Here is a 17,247-nt window from a genome sequence, read left to right on the forward strand (position 1 = left end):
ATGGTCATCTGCTTAGACTCAGAAACGTGCTGTCAGGCCAACACGTACTGTCCGCCCAGGCTCTGCCAATCCGAATAGTTCCGACTCATCCAGCAAGCGAGTATCCATAAGATTTTCGACCCCCGCGTTCAATGTCAAAGCCGTGTCCAATTCCCAGGCAAAATCCAGATGGTGCAGGGCATAAGACGGGGCATACTCGCCGTCACCTACATACTGGCGCCCAATAAGCTCTGAACGCCAGCGTACCTGACTGCCAGGCTGGAAATGCCAGCTCACTGCCAGATTGGCGCTATGCTCCGGCCTGAACTCCAGCGGCTCACCGGTGCCACGATCTTCTGTATCCAGATAGGTGTAATTCAGGCTAAGGTCCAGCACCTGCAGTGGACGCATGCCCCAGCCCAACTCGATACCATTGATCACCGCTTCATCTATGTTTTCGTAGTAACGAATCTCACGGCCACGTATGCCACAATCGACGCTGCAGACAGACTGAACAAGGTTCTCCAGATTGTTGCGGAACAGACGGGCCGATGCATTCCAGTTATCCGCCGTGTAATCAATGCCCAACTCCGAAGTGGACGATTGCTCAGGCTGCAAATCCGGGTTGCCATAGACCCAGAAGCGACCGCCAGCTGCCAAGATTTGATAGTTCGGTGACAATTCGCTCAAGGTCGGGGCTCTGAAACCCTCACCATAGCCGGCCTTCAACACCAGGTCGGGGCGAGGCTCATACACGGCATAGATGCGCGGGCTTACTTCATTTCCATAGCGCTCATGGTTATCCACACTGGCCCCCGCGACCAGCTGCAGATTGGGTGCAAAGCTGACTTCATCCTGAAAGAACAAACTTTTGTGCAGTACGGAGTCTTTGCCCCGGGTATCGACACGGGGGTCATACAGGGTTTCCTGGCGCAACTGTCCGCCCAATGTCAGCCAGTGCATATCGCCCAGTCCGGTTGAGAGGTGCCCCTGTACAACCTGGTCTTTAACCTTCTGAGCGGGCGTAGCCGTATTGCCGGCCGTACGTCTATTTACGCGTTCCACAGAAGACTGATACGCCGAAATTGTACTTTGCCCCCAGGACCAGTCGCCCTTGTGGGCCAGCGATAGCTGTTCGGTCTCGATATCGTCTTCTGAATTGTAATAGCTACTGCGACTGGCCACGTTACGGCTACGCTCTTCGTCTCCCCTCGCATAACTGAGATCGATGCGCTGATTGTCGTACGGAGTCCAGATTAGCTTGCCCTGAATCGAGCGGTTCTCCCTGGCTTCAATTTCGGAGACCTGAGGATCTTCTACCAGCTTAAGCTCATCCCGTTCCAGCCATTGACCAGCCAAGCTCATGGCAAGCGTACCCGGCATCGCTGCTCCACTGAGATAGAAGGATGTTTTACTGGCATCACCACCGTCGCGATCATCCTGCCAGACGTGTGTTGTTGATATTTCGCCGCTTAGCGCATCCTCGGGCACACGCGTAATGAGGTTAACGACACCGCCCAGTGCATCTGAGCCGTAGAGGGACGACAATGGCCCCCTGACAACTTCAATCCTTTCAATTGCAGACAGAGGTAGCCAGCCCAGCTCAAAGTCCGTATGCGCCATAACACCATTACTGGAACTGATACGGCGACCGTCAATCAAGTACAGGGTATGCTCAACCGGCATGCCACGAATACTGATGCCACGGCGCGTCTGTCCAATCGAACTGATGTTGACACCTTCTTGTGCACTCAGAGCATCAGCCCAATCGTCCGCATTGGACAACTGCAACTCTTCGCGATCAATAAGTGAAATGCTGGCGGGCGCGTTCACCAGTGGTGCTCCATGCAGATTGGCGGTCACAACCAACACATCATCGTTTGAAACTCGCACCTCAGCCCAAGCCGGATAACTAGAACAACCGACGAAGACCAAAGCGGCGGCGACTATATGCCGAGTATGAGTGATGAGCATGAGTTACAGGACCTCCGAGCGAACGCTTAATAGATTGTTATAACATAACATAAATTTACTATGTTTTACCTTCTCCTATAGAGGGAAGCTGTAAGAACAGTGACGACCGGCAAAGGCCACTCGGAGATGACAATTTCACCCCCAACATCAAAACGCATACTTTTCTTTACGTTCATCATACTTTTTAAATGATAACCAGTAGCATTAAAGAGTTAGGCTATGCACATCACACTCATCACACTAACCATCTGGTTGGTTCAACTTTATGACATGGAGATGATGCATGGATTTAACCTCCCCCCATCCTATGCAGCGATACTGGAACCTGGCTTCTGCCGTGCTGCAGGTACAGGCTCTCGAGTACGCCATGACCAGCGGGCTGCTGAACGCTCTGAAAACCTCATCAACCTGCACAAAACTGGCCAAACAACTGCATTTCGACCCCAAAGCCACTGCAGTACTGATGGAATTGCTCTGGAGCATGGACATACTCGAAAGAAAAAAGTCCGAAGGGGGATCCGTTGAAACCACGCTCTACACATTGACCCCCTCTGCCAAACGCTATCTTTTGGATGATGCGGATCAGGGCTACGCTAAAGCTTGGCGCTTTCGCACTGAAACGCTTAATACATGCGGACAAAATCTGCCGGCATACCTTGAAGGCCGTCTTGAAGGAAATGATTTTGCGGCGGTGCAATCAGAACAGGCATGGGCCCATGCAGCTCAGGGACAAATCGCTCAGGAGCAGCGTACCATTACCGCCCCAGCTGTGGCGCAATTACTGCAAGAGATCGAGATCCCCTCCCGGGGTCGGTTTCTTGACTTAGGCGGAGGCCCAGGCTTCATTAGCATTGAGTTGGCCCTACAGTACCCGGAGATGACGGGTACTGTTTTTGATCTGCCATCAACTGCTGAAGTTGCTAACAGCAATATCAAGGCAGCAGGACTGCAAGAACGGCTGGACACTCTTGGGGGGAACGCCGCTACCGATGATCTCGGCGGCCCCTACGACCTCATCTGGTGTTCATCAGTGCTGCACTTCCTTCCTGACATTGACACCGTGCTGCATCGAATGATCTCAGCACTCAAGCCCGGTGGGCTATTGGTATGCGCTCATGCGGAAATTGCCAATACGGCAGCCGAAGCCTTACAAACACTTCCGTTCTATATGCCTTTGATGTTACGTGGACACTATGTTCCACACCAAGATGAACTGCCCACCATCTTGCAACGTCACAATCTGACACTACTGGACAGCCGACAGTTGCTGCATGCTCCCATGACCCCTATTTGGGTCCACACAGGAAGGAAACCGGTATGAGAAACACTCACTACTGGCCCCTGCAATTGATGCTGGGCTGGCTAAACTTTGCGTTCACGGCTCCCATTATTTATCTATATCTTGGTCTACCCATGATCATGCGCCAGTATGGCTGGTCTGGGACCGAGATCGGCCTCTTCCAGTTGGCCGGTTTACCTGCCGTCCTCAAGTTTCTGCTAGCAACACCTGTTGATCGTTATCGTATCGGTCAACATGGCTACCACAACTGGAGCATGATACTGACCCTGCTGTATTCCTCCATACTCGTACTTCTGGCTTTTTTCGATATTCAACACACGTCCTGGGGCATACTTTTTACCCTGGCCTTGACCGCTAGCTTGATCGGCACCTGGGCCGATATCCCAGTGAATGCATTAGCCATTGAGTACCTGCCCGAATCTGAGCGTATCCGAGCAGGTGCCATTCGCTCAGCAGCGACATCACTGGGTGCCATTATGGGAGGAGGCGTCATGCTGCTGATGCAAACACGGCTCGGTTGGGCCTGGCCGTTTGCTACTCTAGCTGCGTTGCTGGGGTCTGGCGTATTACTACTAGCTCTGACACGCACATACACACCCATCCAACACGCAGAGTCAAGCACTCCGCACGCGGGACTCAAGGATTGGTTGAGTTATTTCTCAACCCCAGACTTTCGTCGCTGGGCACTCATGATTCTGCTCTATTTTCCGTTTATCGGTGCGGCCTGGGTCTATGTGAAACCTCTGATGCTGGATCAGGGTTTTGAAGCCGATCGTATTGCTACAGTGGTCGGTATCGGCGGTGGCTTTGTTGGTGCTCTCGCGAGCCTACTCGGCAGCCGCCTCACTCGCAGGTCTGGCCCCGTTGTAGCTCTTCCAGTTTTTGCTTTCCTGAGTCTAGCCTCTGTTGGCAGCTTGCTATTGGTTAGTACATTCCAAATGTCGTTCCCGGCTTTTGCCGCAGCTGCCCTTTTCACCGCTCTGGCTATGGGAGCTGCTTCAGGGCTGATTTTTGGCTTGATGATGTACTATACGCGCCCAGGCTTAACCGCGGTGGATTACGGTATCCAATCGAGTTTGTTTGCGTTCGCACGCACCCTGGCACCAATGGCTTCAGGCATCATGATCGGAAATTTCGGCTATGGGGGCATGCTACTTGGCTTAGTTATCTGCCTGAGCGTCGTTTTTGTTTTAGCAATCACGTACCGCAAGCACATTAAGGAAGCTATACATACTTGATGTAAAGATTTTGGAGCACTGTTCACTCACATTTCGGGTCATAGATGCCGATTGGATATTAATCTTCAGGGCAATAGTTCTGGCATTTCCATCCACGGCATCGTCCCATTCAGACTGTTCAAGAAAGCCTTTAGCGCATGCACCTCTGTACCACTCAAAGACAACGGTTTGATAAGTGGAGACAGCTTTGCTGTGGGTATGTCGTTGCCTTTATCCGGCAGTTCTGCATTTTGCCACCACCCCATGTTATAAAGCGCGAGCAGCATATCCAGATCCTTTACAAAACCATTGTGCATGAATGGTGGCGTTTCAGCCGCACCTCGAAGACTGGGAGTTCTGAACGCACCTACATCATCTCGGGCACCTGTGAGCCTATAGCGCCCCTGAAAATCACCCACGTTATGAAAAGACGTACCCAAATGATGGAAGCGGTTATCAGTCAGCTGCGAACCATGGTGACAATTGATACAGCGCGCCTTGGTGCGGAACAAGTGCAACCCGTGCAAGGCCTCGTCACTCATTGCATCCGTGTCTCCTCGCATAAAGCGGTCGAAGGGTGTATTGGTCAGAGTCAAACCTCGCATAAAACTCGCAATCGCTTGGGCGACCCGCTCTGGTGTCACTTCCGCGCTACCAAACGCCCGTTCAAACAGTGCAGGGTAGCTTTGCGTCTCACTCAAGCGCTCCACTGCCACATCGGTATCAGCAGCCATCTCTATTGGATTGGTCCAGCTGGCAATGACCTGCTCTTCCAGTGAGGCTGCACGCCCGTTCCAGAATATATGAGTCAGCCAAGCCGAGTTCACCACCGTAGGTGCATTGATGTCGCCTTTCTGGCGGTTATGGCCAATGGACGCACGCCGACCGTCAGCCCAACCAAGATCAGGATCATGGCAACTGGCACAGGCGATCTGCTCAGACGCAGATAAACGTCGATCAAAAAACAGATGTTTTCCCAGCTCATGCTTTGCAGCGGTTAATGGGTTATTTGCTGGAACCGGCACCTGCTCGGCGATCGCGGCCAATGGCTGATAGTCAACACCTGTATCCACGTTAGCCTGTGGCCAATGGTCGGGGCCTTGCCGGTAACGCTCGACCAGCGCGTGCAGTGGGGATTCTGAGGCAAGCGCCAGGGCCGGTACTGCAAGCAGCACCAGCATACACTTCAAGATAGCTGGCTTGTTCATCAGAAACGGTATCCCAGCTCCAACCAGAACTGTCGACCTACGCCGAACAATTGCACGCCGGATTCACCACTAATGGCATTTCCGCTATTCAGAACGTTGATCACGTCCGCACGCAAATACGGCGAAGACGGGGACGCAAGCAATTGATATTCGACACTCAGATCCCATCGGGCTGTAGCACCCTGTTCTTCAATGGAATAGGCTTTCAATCCAGTCGCACTGTCATTGCCCAAACTTTTCAGGTAACGATAACCATCACTCAATGCCACAGAATTCCGTACAAACAGACGATCGTTCAACGTCTGCGTAATCAGATCAACATTGGCCGTTATCGGTGTGGCAAAATCCGTTGCCGGCATCTCGTAACGCGCCATGCGCTGACCTTCGTAAATAATCTCTTCTTCTGCATCACTGCTGGACAGATAACCACCCGTACCACTGGCGTAACGGCTGTCGGTGTTCTTGTCCATCCAGGCCAGGCTAGAGTTTAAAGTCCAGTTGACGCCCATGAAAGACAGGGGCTCAGAGCGCCAGAACAAATCAACCTGATGGGTGTCACTGGCACCATCATTGGCAAACCAGCTCATTTTTCGTTCGGGATCATAATGGGTGCGTATTTGGTCACGCCCCTTGCGCGTCACCAACTGCAACCCGGCCTGGCCCGCCATCACCGGCCCATAGAGTCCCAGGCTGTACTCATCGTCATAAGGGGTTTCCAAATCACGATATTCCCATTCACTGTTCGGATCGATATTGACCCAAGCGCCAGTGCTACCGGTACGTTCGCGAATGGTCAGCAGACTACGCTCTTTTTCACGCAGTCTATAGGACAGGAATGACTTGCCATAATAGCGGTTGGCACCCAACGTTACGCGGTAGTCATGCGCTTCATCCAAGTACAAACCCGCCAGCAGACGCGGCGCCAAATTGGTATTTCCCAACCAGCTGTCTCGTTCAAGGCGTGCACCCGTGCGCCAGAAGAAACGGCCTTGTTCGCCTTCCAGTTCGGCATATGCGGCTGTATTCAGGTTGGTAAAATCGATGACACCCTTGCCATAAGTGGCCTCACGGCTGTGGTATTGAGCATCTGGTGCCCATGACCCCGGTGAAGTCTGAGGCGGCAGAGGCTGGGAAAAATCGAGCGTGTACTCGTTAAAAGTAAAATCGTTGCCCCTGTCCTGCTTGTAATAGGACCATTTGAATTCGCCGCCATAATTCAGTTTCACCTGCTCACTCAGCGGCGTGATGAAGTCCAGTGTTGCCCCCAATGTGCGCTGAGTATTGGCCAGCTGCCCAAACCCTCCATTAATCCCTTGCGCTCCATAAATAGAGGTGTATTTATACTGGTCGATGACATTCTGCTCAAAATTACGCTCATCCGAGCTGGTACCAAGGCTGACGTTCAGATCCATCCGGGTTTCGCCCAGGTTCTGACCAAAATTCAGGCTCAAATTCAGGCCGTTGTGCTGACTTTTGTAATCAGAGTTGCGGTAATTGATCAGGAAGCTGTCTTCTTTGTAATCGCTGTAAGCCAGAGAGGCATTGAAGTCATAGTCACGTTCCAGTAGGTCCATCCGCATCACGGCATAGCGCGAATTTCGGTCAAGCGCCTTTTCCTCGCCAGGCTTGAAAATACGGCCGGTTTCTAAAAAGTGATCCATATCGATAACGACGGCCTGTTTCTGAGTGATTTGGGCGTGTTTTTCGCTCAAACCAAAGAACAGACCCAAATCACCGGCACGGGTTGCGCCCGACAGCGTGGTTTCGGATTTTTCAAAATCAGGTTGAAACTCACCCGGTACCCCAACCGGTAATTGTGCAGCACCATCTTCAAACTCGCCCAGTTGTGAGTCGTCCACATGAAACTCGGTCCAACTGCCCTTGGTCATTCGATGGCTGATCTCAAAACGATCACGGCCATCATAGGATTGAGTTTCAGCCTTGACTACACCACCGATGAAATTACCTTCACGAGCCGGTGCGTTGACGTCGATCACTTTAACTTCTTTGACAAACCCCGGATCAACAAACAGTCCCTGCGAATGCCCAGCAACACTGGTGTAACTGTCCTGTCTCTCTTTTTGCATCGGGTCCAGCATACTGTCGATGCTGGAGCCATCAAGCATCAGCTTATTCTGATAGGGTGCAGCGCCACGAATGGAGAATTCGGCTGGCTTTAGGTCTCCCTGTCGCAGACTCGAGCTGGCGGTGTCATCCACTCGAACAGACGGCACCATGCTCAGCAGTTCAGCAAAGTCAGAACGTGCGCTATCACGCATATCGATCTGCTTGAGCTGCTTTATATCGGGCGATTCCTCACGACCTGTTACGCGCACCAATGGCAGTGTCAGCGGTTGGTCAGCCTGGTCCGCGCCTATAATGGCGTAACTAACAGGACCATACTGTTTGACACCGAGTCCGTGCACCTCAAGTATCTGTCGCAACGCCTCCGGCAGGCTATAGCTGCCATTCAGTCCAGACGATTGCTTGTCCTGCAACAGCGCCTGATCATAACTGATCAGGATACCTGCCTGCTGACCCAGGGCATTGAGCACACTGGCCAACTCTCCTTCATTGATTGCAAAAGCATAGCGTTTTTCCACTTGGACAGAAGCCGTGGTCCTGGCTGCCATCTGCTCCGGCATTGCAGCCATAGCGTGTGAGAAGCCCAGTACCGTTAGGGTTACCCCCCCTGCCAAGGGCATCAGATTAAAGTATCGTTTACTATTCCCATCCATTTTACTGCCCCGTCACTCAGTCAGTTTTTTGCTGCTTTAAGACAAAGACGAATGAGAATTAAAATCAGCTCAATTTATCTCGTGCAATCACCCATACACCCAGATAAGTATTGAATTCCACGCCAAGCTGATCACCGAGCACTTTGAATACCGAAGAAAGATCATCAATCGGATAGGTGCCTGAAACCGGGTATTCAGCAATACTCGGGGCACAACGAACCCACATGTGATGGTAACGAGACAATTCCTTAAGAAAGTACTTCAGTGGCATACTGTTGACGACCAACATACGCCGCTGCCAAGCAAGTTCCTGGCTGTTGCTTTGGCCTCGGCTCACCTTACCCGATCTGGACAGGGTCAGAGACTCTCCTGGCAACAGTTGCCAAGATTCCTGTGCCAACGGTGAATCGAGCTGCAAACCACCTTCATACAGGGACGCCTTGACATAGGCGTCGTCCACGCGCACAGAGAACCGGGTGCCCAGCGGCTGTACTCGCATCAACTCGGTCTGCACGACCATGGCTGGATCCGGCGTTGCTGTAGAAGTCTTGCGAGGAACGGTTTCGACCAATATTTCGCCGGCGGTCAGACGAAGGTGCATTTCCCCTTCCGCTCCCACACTTACATAAAGTTCAGTCGAAGTATTGAGCTGTACTCGGCTGCCATTGTGCAGCGTCAGGCTACGAACCTCGCCGACGCCGGTACGGTATACCACACCAGCAAACGGCTGCCGTTGGGACCAGAACCAGCCAGTACTCAAAGCACCGCAAGCAATACCGGCCAAAAGCAACTGCCGCCGTCCAAGGGCTTTGCGGCGACCCAACACCCGCCGGCTGACACCTTGAAGATTTTCTGTATGAAGCGCGTCCCAATCTGTCTGAAAAGAAGTCAGGCGTTGCCAGGCGAGCTTATGCAAAACGGAGCGGTTTTGCCATTGAGCCAGACGTTCCAGCAGTTGACGCCTCTCACCGGACTCACCGACCTCTTGTAACAACATCCACAAGTCAATCGCTTCATTGGCAATATGCCGGGGAATTACAGCATGTTTGGGCGAATCCTGACTCATCGATTACTCGCAGTAAAAACAGCACTCTAACAGTGCAGTCTTGAGATGCCGTTTTACTGTACTCACCGAAATACCCAACGACTCAGCCACTTTGGCATACCCCCATCCTTCCAGCTGCACTCGCAGAAAGACCTGCCTGGTCTGGACCGGCAAGCGCTGTACAACCTGGTCAATCCGATTCAGCAAATCCAAGTGCATGTGCTGCTCTTCCGGAGAAGGGTGGTAGGTCTCGCCCTGTATGTGCAACGCTTCCATATATGCCGCTTCCAGTGCTTTTCTGCGCCAGTGATCGATCACAAGGTTACGTGCAGTGGTTTTCAAGTAAGCGCCACTCTTTTCAACATCTCCGTATGATTCGCGTTTCAAAAGACGCTCGAAGGTATCCTGTACCAGATCAGCGGCAAGGTGTGTACAACCTACTTTGCGGTATAGCCAGCCTCGCAGCCATGATTGATTCTCAACGTATAGACCAGCCACTGGATGTGATTTGATGTGCTGTTTTCTCACTGCCCGCCGCCTTCCGATAAAAATGGATAAACATCATTTCGTGGAAAAAAATCCGGTTCTGATGAGACTTCACGCCATCACGGCACGCTTATCTTCCAGCGTGCCGAAGGCCGGACGGTAGTGCCAAATATCATGAATGTTATCCGGAACGAGAACTTTGGCAGGACTACCCTGGTGACGAACTTCGCCCTGCTCCAGTACCAGACAGCGCTGGCAATAATGCAGACAATGGTTGAGATCATGCAGGATACTGATGATGCCATATCCGTCACGGGCAAGCTGGTTAAGCAGTGCCAGCAGGGTATGCTGATGCCCCAAATCCTGAGCTGAAGTAGGCTCATCCAGCAACAACAACGGGGGCCGCTCTGCCTGACTCAGCTGCAACAGCACACGAGCCAGCTGCACACGCTGCTTTTCACCGCCTGACAGTGTCGGGAAAGCTCGTTTTTTCAGGTGAGCGCAGTCACACAACTCCATCACACGATCAATTTCGGTTTTGGCCTCACCGCGTGAAAAACTCAACGGGATAAGCCCCAGTTCAACCACTTCCCGCGCCAAAAAAGGGAAAGTCAATTGGCTGGACTGAGGCAAGACACCCACATGACGAGCGCGCTCATCAGCAGGCCAATCTGAGAGACTCCGGTCATGTAACTGAATACTGCCCTCACAGCGGATTTCACCACAAATGGACTTCAACAGCGTTGACTTGCCGGCGCCATTTGGACCCAAAACCGCCAGAATTTCCCCTGCTTTCAACTTGAGCTGCGTAACACTCAACAATCGGGAACCACCACTGTGGCATGCGAGATCATCGATTTTTAACATATCAAAGCCTGCCCAAACTACGTTGTTTAATCAGAAGACCCAGGAAGAAGGGAGCACCAATTAGAGCAGTAATAATTCCAACTGGAATTTCTGCAGGCGGTACCAAAACTCGCGCCAAGGTATCCGCCAGAAGTAACATCAATGCCCCGCAAACCGCAGACAGTGGCAGCAACAGGCGGTGATCCGGCCCCGTCAACATACGCACGATGTGTGGCACGACCAGCCCAACAAAACCGATCACACCTGTATTGGCAACGGCAACACCAACCGCAACCGCCGTCATCAGAATCAGTTCCAGTTTGAGTCGCTCAACGTTGATTCCCAAGTGACGCGCTTCGGACTCACCCAACAGCATGGCGTTTAATGCCAGCGCACGGCGCTGAAATTGAACCGCCGTCATGACAAGCGCTGCCAGTCCGAGCCAGCGGCCGATATCAGATGAAGATGTCAGTGATCCCATTTGCCAAAGGCTAAGCGAACGCAGATCTTGATCACTGGCAAAATAGCTCATCAGGCCAATGGCGGCGCCAGCAAATGCAGCCAAGGCAACACCCGCCAGAAGAAGGATGGTAACTGAAGTACCATTACGGGTACGGGCCAATGAGTACACAACCAGAGTCGTTGCCAGGCCTGCCAGAAAAGCACCTACGGGGGTAGACCACTCGATCCAGGCGACAGGTGCGAGAGTGATGGCAAAAACAGCCCCCACCGCCGCTCCAGAAGAGACGCCTATAATGCCCGGGTCTGCCAGTGGATTACGAAACAGTCCCTGCATCACAACCCCACATTGAGCCAACAAGGCACCGGTCAGAATCGACAACAGTGTTCTGGGTACACGCATCTCCATGATCACGGCCCGCTGGTAATCCTGTAACTGCGCCAGCTCCCAGCCAAAAACATGGTCAAACGGAACCAACAGACTTTGATACATCGACAACGCCATTGGGCCGGTGGTAATAGAGAGCACGCCACCCAAAGCAAGGCCTGAAAGCAGAACCAGAGCAACGATGGAAGCCGATAGGCGCACTTCAATCGTCCTCCATCAAGGCTGTAATCCGCAATGCTTCACGCAACGCAGCCAGTCCGATACCAGACACCAATGTACGGCCATCAACGGTGAAAACATGGCCATTTTGGGCAGCCGGCGTATGTGCCAGCATAGGCGCCTGCTTAAGCAAGCGATCAGCTGTGGCCTGATCGCTTTCACCTGACAGTACTATCAACTCAGGCTGGAGCGCGAGAATTGCCTCTGCGGTCACGGTACGATAGTTTTCAAAGTCAGCCTGGTTATCAGCGCCGATAAGGCTTAGCAAAGCGTTACCTGAAGTGCCGCTACCCGCCAACCGCAGACGACTTTCACCTGCCATCAAAAAGACCGCACGGGTACCCGGTAACGTCTGTCTTTCCAGTTGTACCCTCTGGGCTTGCAACTCGGATTTCAACGCTTGCACTGCTGCATCGCCGTTCAGCTCATCTGAAAGCTGCTGGATATTAGCCTCAAGCTGATCAAGGTCCAAAGACGGCGGCAGCCGAATCAGCTGTACGCCTGCGGCTCGTATTTGCTCAACGACGCTCGCTGGCCCCATATGCATACTTCCGGCAAGCACGTCCGGGTTCAGGCTCATAATGCCTTCCGCTGATAGTGCACGGTGGTAACCCACGCTGGGCAAGCTCGAAAGATGCTCAGGCAGCGTACTGGTGACATCGACCGCGACCAGCGATGCGTCCAATCCCAGCGCCAACAGCATCTCGGTGGTTGCCCCATCGGTACTGATGATTCTTCTGACTTCAGCCTGAACAGCAGGTATAGCCGAGCCAACCACAAGAAAAAGCGTAAGCCTGGCCAAGTTCTTCTTCAGTCGCGCACTCATACCCACTTCCGTTCCCTTTCTGTTGAATTATTCAGCACATGGATCATATGATATTGATAACGATTTGTATTTACAACATTGATTATTTTTGATTCCATACTGAAACACCGTTCAATCAAATGACACTAACTGCGAGATCAATCATGCACACGCTTGATAGAAGTCGGCCTGTCCATATGCTTCAGCGGGGCATTGTCCTGGCCATCAGCGCTGTTCTCTCCAGCACCTGCGCAGCAGCAGAAACCAAGACTCCCAAAAGCGAGCCAGTTTACGAGCTGAACGAGTTGACCATTCGCGCCACACGCCTTGGTGAAAGCGTTGTTTCCAGCCGCCGTTCCGTTGGCGTAATCGACACTGATGAAATGGAGCAGCGTCAGCCTCAGTCGGTACCCGATGCGCTCAGGGCTGTACCTAATGTGAGCGTGGCTGGCGGCTCTCGCCCCCTCAACCAGACCGTCAACATTCGTGGTCTGTCCGGCAGTCGGGTATTGCAAACTGTTGATGGCGTGCGGCAGGACTTCAGCTCGGGGCATCGGCCAGATTACTTGCTCCCTCCGGAGCTGATCAGCCGGGTGGAAGTACTGAAAGGCCCAGTCAGTTCACTGTGGGGATCGGGTGCCATCGGCGGTGTTGTTGCGCAAGAGACGTTAAGTGCCGACGACCTGCTGGAAGGGGATGAAAATTTTGGTGGGCTGATTAAAACCGGACACAACTCCAACAGCGATCTGCAAGCATCGGTCGCGGCCCTCGCAGGGCGAGAAGGTTCAGCCAGTTGGATGCTGGGTGGGTTTTACCGCGATGGCAACAACCTGGAACACGGGGACAACTCCTCATTGGAGGGCTCCGAGATTCTGGACCGAGGCGGCATTGCCAAACTGGATTGGAAAGTTGATCAGGACCAGACGCTTGACCTGAGTTATGTTGAGGTCAAGACGGCAGGACAGGTACCGTCCAACGGCGCAGCGGTGTCTAACGCCAGCAGCAATTTCATGATTGACCGCGACACGCGCAGTCGTAACCTTCGGCTGGGATATCACCTGGATACTGCCTCACCGTTACTTAACGCCAATCTGATGGTATGGCGCAATCAGGTTGAAATGGAAGAATCTCGGCTCAGTGATGGCCGTCAAGACAGCACCCAAATGGACGCCTACGGGTTTACTTTGAATAACCTCACCAGCCTTGGGCAAATGCAGTTCCTTTATGGTATTGATGCTGGTCGTGAAGAGTTCAGTGGTCAGCGCTCGGGGAGTGGGCGCCCGGTTCCACCGGATGCCGAATCCGATAAGTTGGGTGCATTCCTGCAAGCCGACATTGCACTTAATGAACACTGGTCTGCCCGACTGGGAGGACGCTATGATCATTTCGAGACCGATGCCGAAGGTCTGGGGTCTCGCTCTGACAGTGCGTTTTCTCCTTCGGCAGCCCTGACCTGGAGCCCGGTTACCTGGGGCAGCCTGTCGTTACGCCATGAACGCGCATTCCGTGCACCAAGCTCGGAGGAAATGTATACCACCGGCACTCACTTCTGCATGGGGCCTGGCTTTTGTAACACCTTTGCATCAAACCCTGACCTCGACGCTGAAAAAGCCGCCAATACTGAATTGGTTGCCAATGCACACTGGGCTGAGCTGCTCGGTGGCGACAATCTGGAACTGCAAATGGCGGTCTTTGAGAATGAAGTTGATGACTTCATCGAGCAGATTGTTGTCGGACCTTCTTTTTTCCCTGTCATGGATCCAGGCTACACCACTTGGGTAAATGTGGATAAAGCACGCCTCCGCGGTTTTGAGGTCAGTGCGGCCTACAAACTTCAGAACCTGAAAATCAAGCTGGGTTATGGTCTGACGCGAGGCAAGGATCTGCAAACCGGTGAGGATTTAACCAACATCCCTGCCGACACCTTCACCGCTGATATCAGCCATGGTTTCTGGAATGAACAATTGCTGGCGGGCGTTCGTTTGGAGCATGCTCGTGCCCAGAACCGCACTGGCTATGAAGAAAACACCTCTGGCATACGCTACGATGGGTACACCTTGACTGACCTTTACCTGTCCTATACACCCAAGGCCATTCCGGGCCTTGATCTGAATTTGACGGTGAACAACCTGACCGACAAACACTATCGACGCGCCTGGGAATCGCTGGACGAGGCCGGTCGGGAATTGATTCTGTCGACCACCTATCGTTTTTAAGGAGCGGAACAGATGAGTGAAATCGATACAGTGCTCCCCGGGGATGCGGCTCAGACCCTACTGAAAACCATCGCCGATTGGGGCGATATGATGACGATCATTCAACACGGCGGGTCCGTCTTTGAATTCAAGGGCCCTTTTCCCAAAGGGGAAGTCGGGCACGGCTTTTACAATCTGATACCCGCTGGCGCTGGTTTCCAGGGCCATCTGGACTTGAGCAAAGTCCACGAAATTCGATTTCAGGACACCCCACGCGGTGGGCGCGAAAGCTACGCCTTCGTGTTCTGTAATCAGCAGGATGACGTGATTTTCAAAGTATTTTTGGGCAGAGATCGCGAGGGACAGCTATTTGCAAACCAGGTTGAAGCGTTCAAGAAAATCAAAAGTGCAGGCATAGAATTTTTGGGTAATACAGGAGCTGACGCATGACGAACCCTACCCAGGCAGAGAAAATTGGTACCGAGGTCCAGTCCTTCATCGACAGCCGTCGCAGTCTGATGCTGTCATCACTGACCATTGAAGGCGAGCCATACGCATCTTATGCACCTTTCGCATTCAAGGACGGCGAAATTTATGTCCTGCTGAGCGAAATAGCCATACATGCATTAAACCTTCAGGCCAACCCGACGGCATCGGTTCTGATCATGGAAGATGAAGACAGTGCCAAGGAGCTGTTTGCCCGTCGACGAGTCAGCTACAAGGTACAGGCACAGCACATTGAAACAACATCACCGGCATGGGAAGAAGGGATCAAAATTCTTTCAGCACGCCTGGGTAGCCGCATTGACAATTTGAGCCAACTGTCCGACTTCAAACTGTTCAAATTGATTCCTCAAAGTGGCCGCTATGTGAAGGGATTTGGCCGCGCCTTCACACTGGAAGGTACAGGTACACAGGGTATGGGTGTTAGCCACCTGCGTGACGGACACAAAAGACGAGAGTCCGTCACAACCTGATGTCTGATGATCATAGCCGGCAGCGATACTCGGGTGGGGGGGGGTAGCAAAGAATTTCTGCCCTAAGGTCTTGGCTCAAATCCCCCAGCCCGCTATAAAACTCAGATTAGTCAATGAAGCGCCTGCCCCTGTCGGAACGCGGCGCTTCAAAATAGTGTTGGCATGAAATACTGAAGAATAGCTAATTTAATAAATTTTACTGACCCCTGTCTCAATTGCCGCTCGGGCCACTGCAGATGAGACTACTTCCAGCAAACGTGAATCCGTAGCCTTTGGCAATATATAATCGCGACCAAAAGCAAGCTCTTCTAAACCGTAAGCATTTAACACTTCCTGAGGCACAGGCATTTTGGCCAAACCTGCAAGTGCAAAAACAGCTGCTTTTTTCATCTCTTCATTAATTTCTGTTGCCCTTACATCCAAGGCACCCCGAAATATATAAGGAAAGCCCAAAACATTATTGACCTGATTAGGGTAGTCAGATCGACCGGTTGCAATTATCACATCAGGTCTGGTTTCTTTAGCAAGTTCTGGTGTTATCTCAGGGTCAGGATTGGCACATGCAAAAACAATCGGATCCTTTGACATTTTCAAAAGATTATCCGGTGTCAAGAGATTAGCCCCTGATAACCCAATGAATACATCAGCGCCCTCTATCACTTCATCAAGGGTTAGTTTATCTGTCTGTATCGCAAAAGCGGCCTTTTCCTGAGTCAAGTCACTCCTTTGAGAGTGAATAACTCCTTTTCGATCAATCATATATATATGGTTAACACTTGCACCCAAGCTAACAAGTATTTTCATGCAAGCACTGGCAGCAGCACCCGCTCCCAAACAGACAATAGTGCTGTCTTCTATTTTTTTACCGGCAATTTCAAGCGCGTTTATCAAACCAGCGGCTGTAACAATAGCTGTTCCATGCTGATCATCATGGAATACAGGTATTTTACACCTTTTAATCAGCTCTCTTTCAATTTCAAAACATTCAGGTGCTTTAATGTCTTCGAGATTTATTCCGCCAAATGTATCTGCTATATTAAAAACAGTTTCAATGAAAGCTTTTGGATCTTTTGTATCAACTTCTATATCAACTGAATCAATATTAGCAAAACGCTTGAACAATAGAGACTTGCCTTCCATTACTGGCTTTGAAGCCAAAGCCCCCAGGTCTCCGAGACCGAGTATCGCTGTACCATTTGAGATAACGGCAACAAGGTTACCTTTTGAAGTGTAACGATACGCAGCGTCAGGATTATTTGCTATTTCTCTTACCGGCTCTGCTACACCCGGAGAATAGGCAAGTGACAAGTCTCTGGATGTATTCGCAGGTTTAGTCAACTCAATGCAAATTTTCCCGGGGCGAGGAAATTCATGGTAATCCAAAGCTTCTTTTATAAAACCACCCGTCATT

14 protein-coding genes are annotated in these 17,247 nt (G+C 51.9%); 5 read left to right on the forward strand and 9 right to left on the reverse strand.

Going from position 1 to position 17,247, the window contains the following annotated elements; all coding sequences use genetic code 11:
* Positions 1–18: 18 nt before the first annotated feature.
* Positions 19–1,872, reverse strand: coding sequence for a TonB-dependent receptor (locus tag ACAM29_RS11605; RefSeq protein WP_369624212.1), 1,854 nt, complete (start codon positions 1,870–1,872; stop codon positions 19–21).
* 364 nt (positions 1,873–2,236) lie between these two features.
* Here ACAM29_RS11605 and ACAM29_RS11610 point away from each other — a divergent pair, with 364 nt between their 5' ends.
* Together ACAM29_RS11610 and ACAM29_RS11615 are read left to right on the forward strand one after the other, a co-directional pair.
* Positions 2,237–3,274: a methyltransferase gene (locus ACAM29_RS11610; RefSeq protein WP_369624213.1), complete on the forward strand. Its 1,038-nt coding sequence runs from the start codon at positions 2,237–2,239 to the stop codon at positions 3,272–3,274.
* The gene (locus ACAM29_RS11615) at positions 3,271–4,491 is read left to right on the forward strand and encodes an MFS transporter (protein ID WP_369624214.1); all 1,221 of its coding nucleotides are present in this window, start codon (positions 3,271–3,273) and stop codon (positions 4,489–4,491) included. Before ACAM29_RS11610 ends, ACAM29_RS11615 begins: the two co-directional genes overlap by 4 nt.
* Before the next feature lie 65 nt (positions 4,492–4,556).
* Here the strand turns inward: ACAM29_RS11615 and ACAM29_RS11620 are convergent, their stop codons facing one another.
* From ACAM29_RS11620 to ACAM29_RS11650, 7 genes are all read right to left on the reverse strand, one after another.
* Entirely contained in the window at positions 4,557–5,678 is a 1,122-nt protein-coding gene (locus ACAM29_RS11620) for a cytochrome-c peroxidase (RefSeq protein ID WP_369624215.1), read from the reverse strand.
* The gene (locus tag ACAM29_RS11625) at positions 5,678–8,311 is read right to left on the reverse strand and encodes a TonB-dependent receptor plug domain-containing protein (RefSeq protein ID WP_369624216.1); all 2,634 of its coding nucleotides are present in this window, start codon (positions 8,309–8,311) and stop codon (positions 5,678–5,680) included. The genes ACAM29_RS11620 and ACAM29_RS11625 overlap by 1 nt, the downstream gene beginning before the upstream one ends.
* Positions 8,312–8,480: 169 nt before the next feature.
* Complete coding sequence (locus ACAM29_RS11630) at positions 8,481–9,482, reverse strand: FecR family protein (RefSeq protein ID WP_369624217.1); 1,002 nt, start codon at positions 9,480–9,482, stop codon at positions 8,481–8,483.
* 3 nt (positions 9,483–9,485) lie between these two features.
* Positions 9,486–9,989, reverse strand: coding sequence for a sigma-70 family RNA polymerase sigma factor (locus tag ACAM29_RS11635; protein ID WP_369624218.1), 504 nt, complete (start codon positions 9,987–9,989; stop codon positions 9,486–9,488).
* Between the two features lie 69 nt (positions 9,990–10,058).
* Positions 10,059–10,814 carry a heme ABC transporter ATP-binding protein gene (locus ACAM29_RS11640; protein ID WP_369624219.1) on the reverse strand — a complete coding sequence of 252 codons (756 nt, stop codon included), beginning with the start codon at positions 10,812–10,814 and terminating at the stop codon, positions 10,059–10,061.
* Position 10,815: 1 nt separating this feature from the next.
* Entirely contained in the window at positions 10,816–11,841 is a 1,026-nt protein-coding gene (locus tag ACAM29_RS11645; RefSeq protein ID WP_369624220.1) for a FecCD family ABC transporter permease, read from the reverse strand.
* Between the two features lies 1 nt (position 11,842).
* Positions 11,843–12,685, reverse strand: coding sequence for a hemin ABC transporter substrate-binding protein (locus tag ACAM29_RS11650; protein WP_369624221.1), 843 nt, complete (start codon positions 12,683–12,685; stop codon positions 11,843–11,845).
* Positions 12,686–12,828: 143 nt separating this feature from the next.
* Between ACAM29_RS11650 and ACAM29_RS11655 the strand changes: the two genes are divergently transcribed.
* Genes ACAM29_RS11655 through ACAM29_RS11665 form a run of 3 tightly spaced genes read left to right on the forward strand, consistent with a single transcriptional unit; the run spans position 12,829 to position 15,836 of the window.
* Positions 12,829–14,880, forward strand: a complete 2,052-nt coding sequence (locus tag ACAM29_RS11655) for a TonB-dependent hemoglobin/transferrin/lactoferrin family receptor (protein WP_369624222.1) — start codon at positions 12,829–12,831, stop codon at positions 14,878–14,880.
* A gap of 12 nt (positions 14,881–14,892) precedes the next feature.
* Positions 14,893–15,309: a heme utilization cystosolic carrier protein HutX gene (hutX, locus tag ACAM29_RS11660; protein WP_369624223.1), complete on the forward strand. Its 417-nt coding sequence runs from the start codon at positions 14,893–14,895 to the stop codon at positions 15,307–15,309.
* Positions 15,306–15,836: a HugZ family protein gene (locus tag ACAM29_RS11665; protein ID WP_369624224.1), complete on the forward strand. Its 531-nt coding sequence runs from the start codon at positions 15,306–15,308 to the stop codon at positions 15,834–15,836. Before hutX ends, ACAM29_RS11665 begins: the two co-directional genes overlap by 4 nt.
* A 186-nt stretch (positions 15,837–16,022) precedes the next feature.
* On the opposite strand, the gene ACAM29_RS11670 is transcribed toward ACAM29_RS11665, so the two are convergent.
* Positions 16,023–17,246: a malic enzyme-like NAD(P)-binding protein gene (locus ACAM29_RS11670; RefSeq protein WP_369624225.1), complete on the reverse strand. Its 1,224-nt coding sequence runs from the start codon at positions 17,244–17,246 to the stop codon at positions 16,023–16,025.
* Between the last annotated feature and the right edge of the window lies 1 nt (position 17,247).

The organism is Marinobacterium sp. BA1, from assembly GCF_041155135.1.
Lineage (GTDB): Bacteria > Pseudomonadota > Gammaproteobacteria > Pseudomonadales > Balneatricaceae > Marinobacterium > Marinobacterium iners.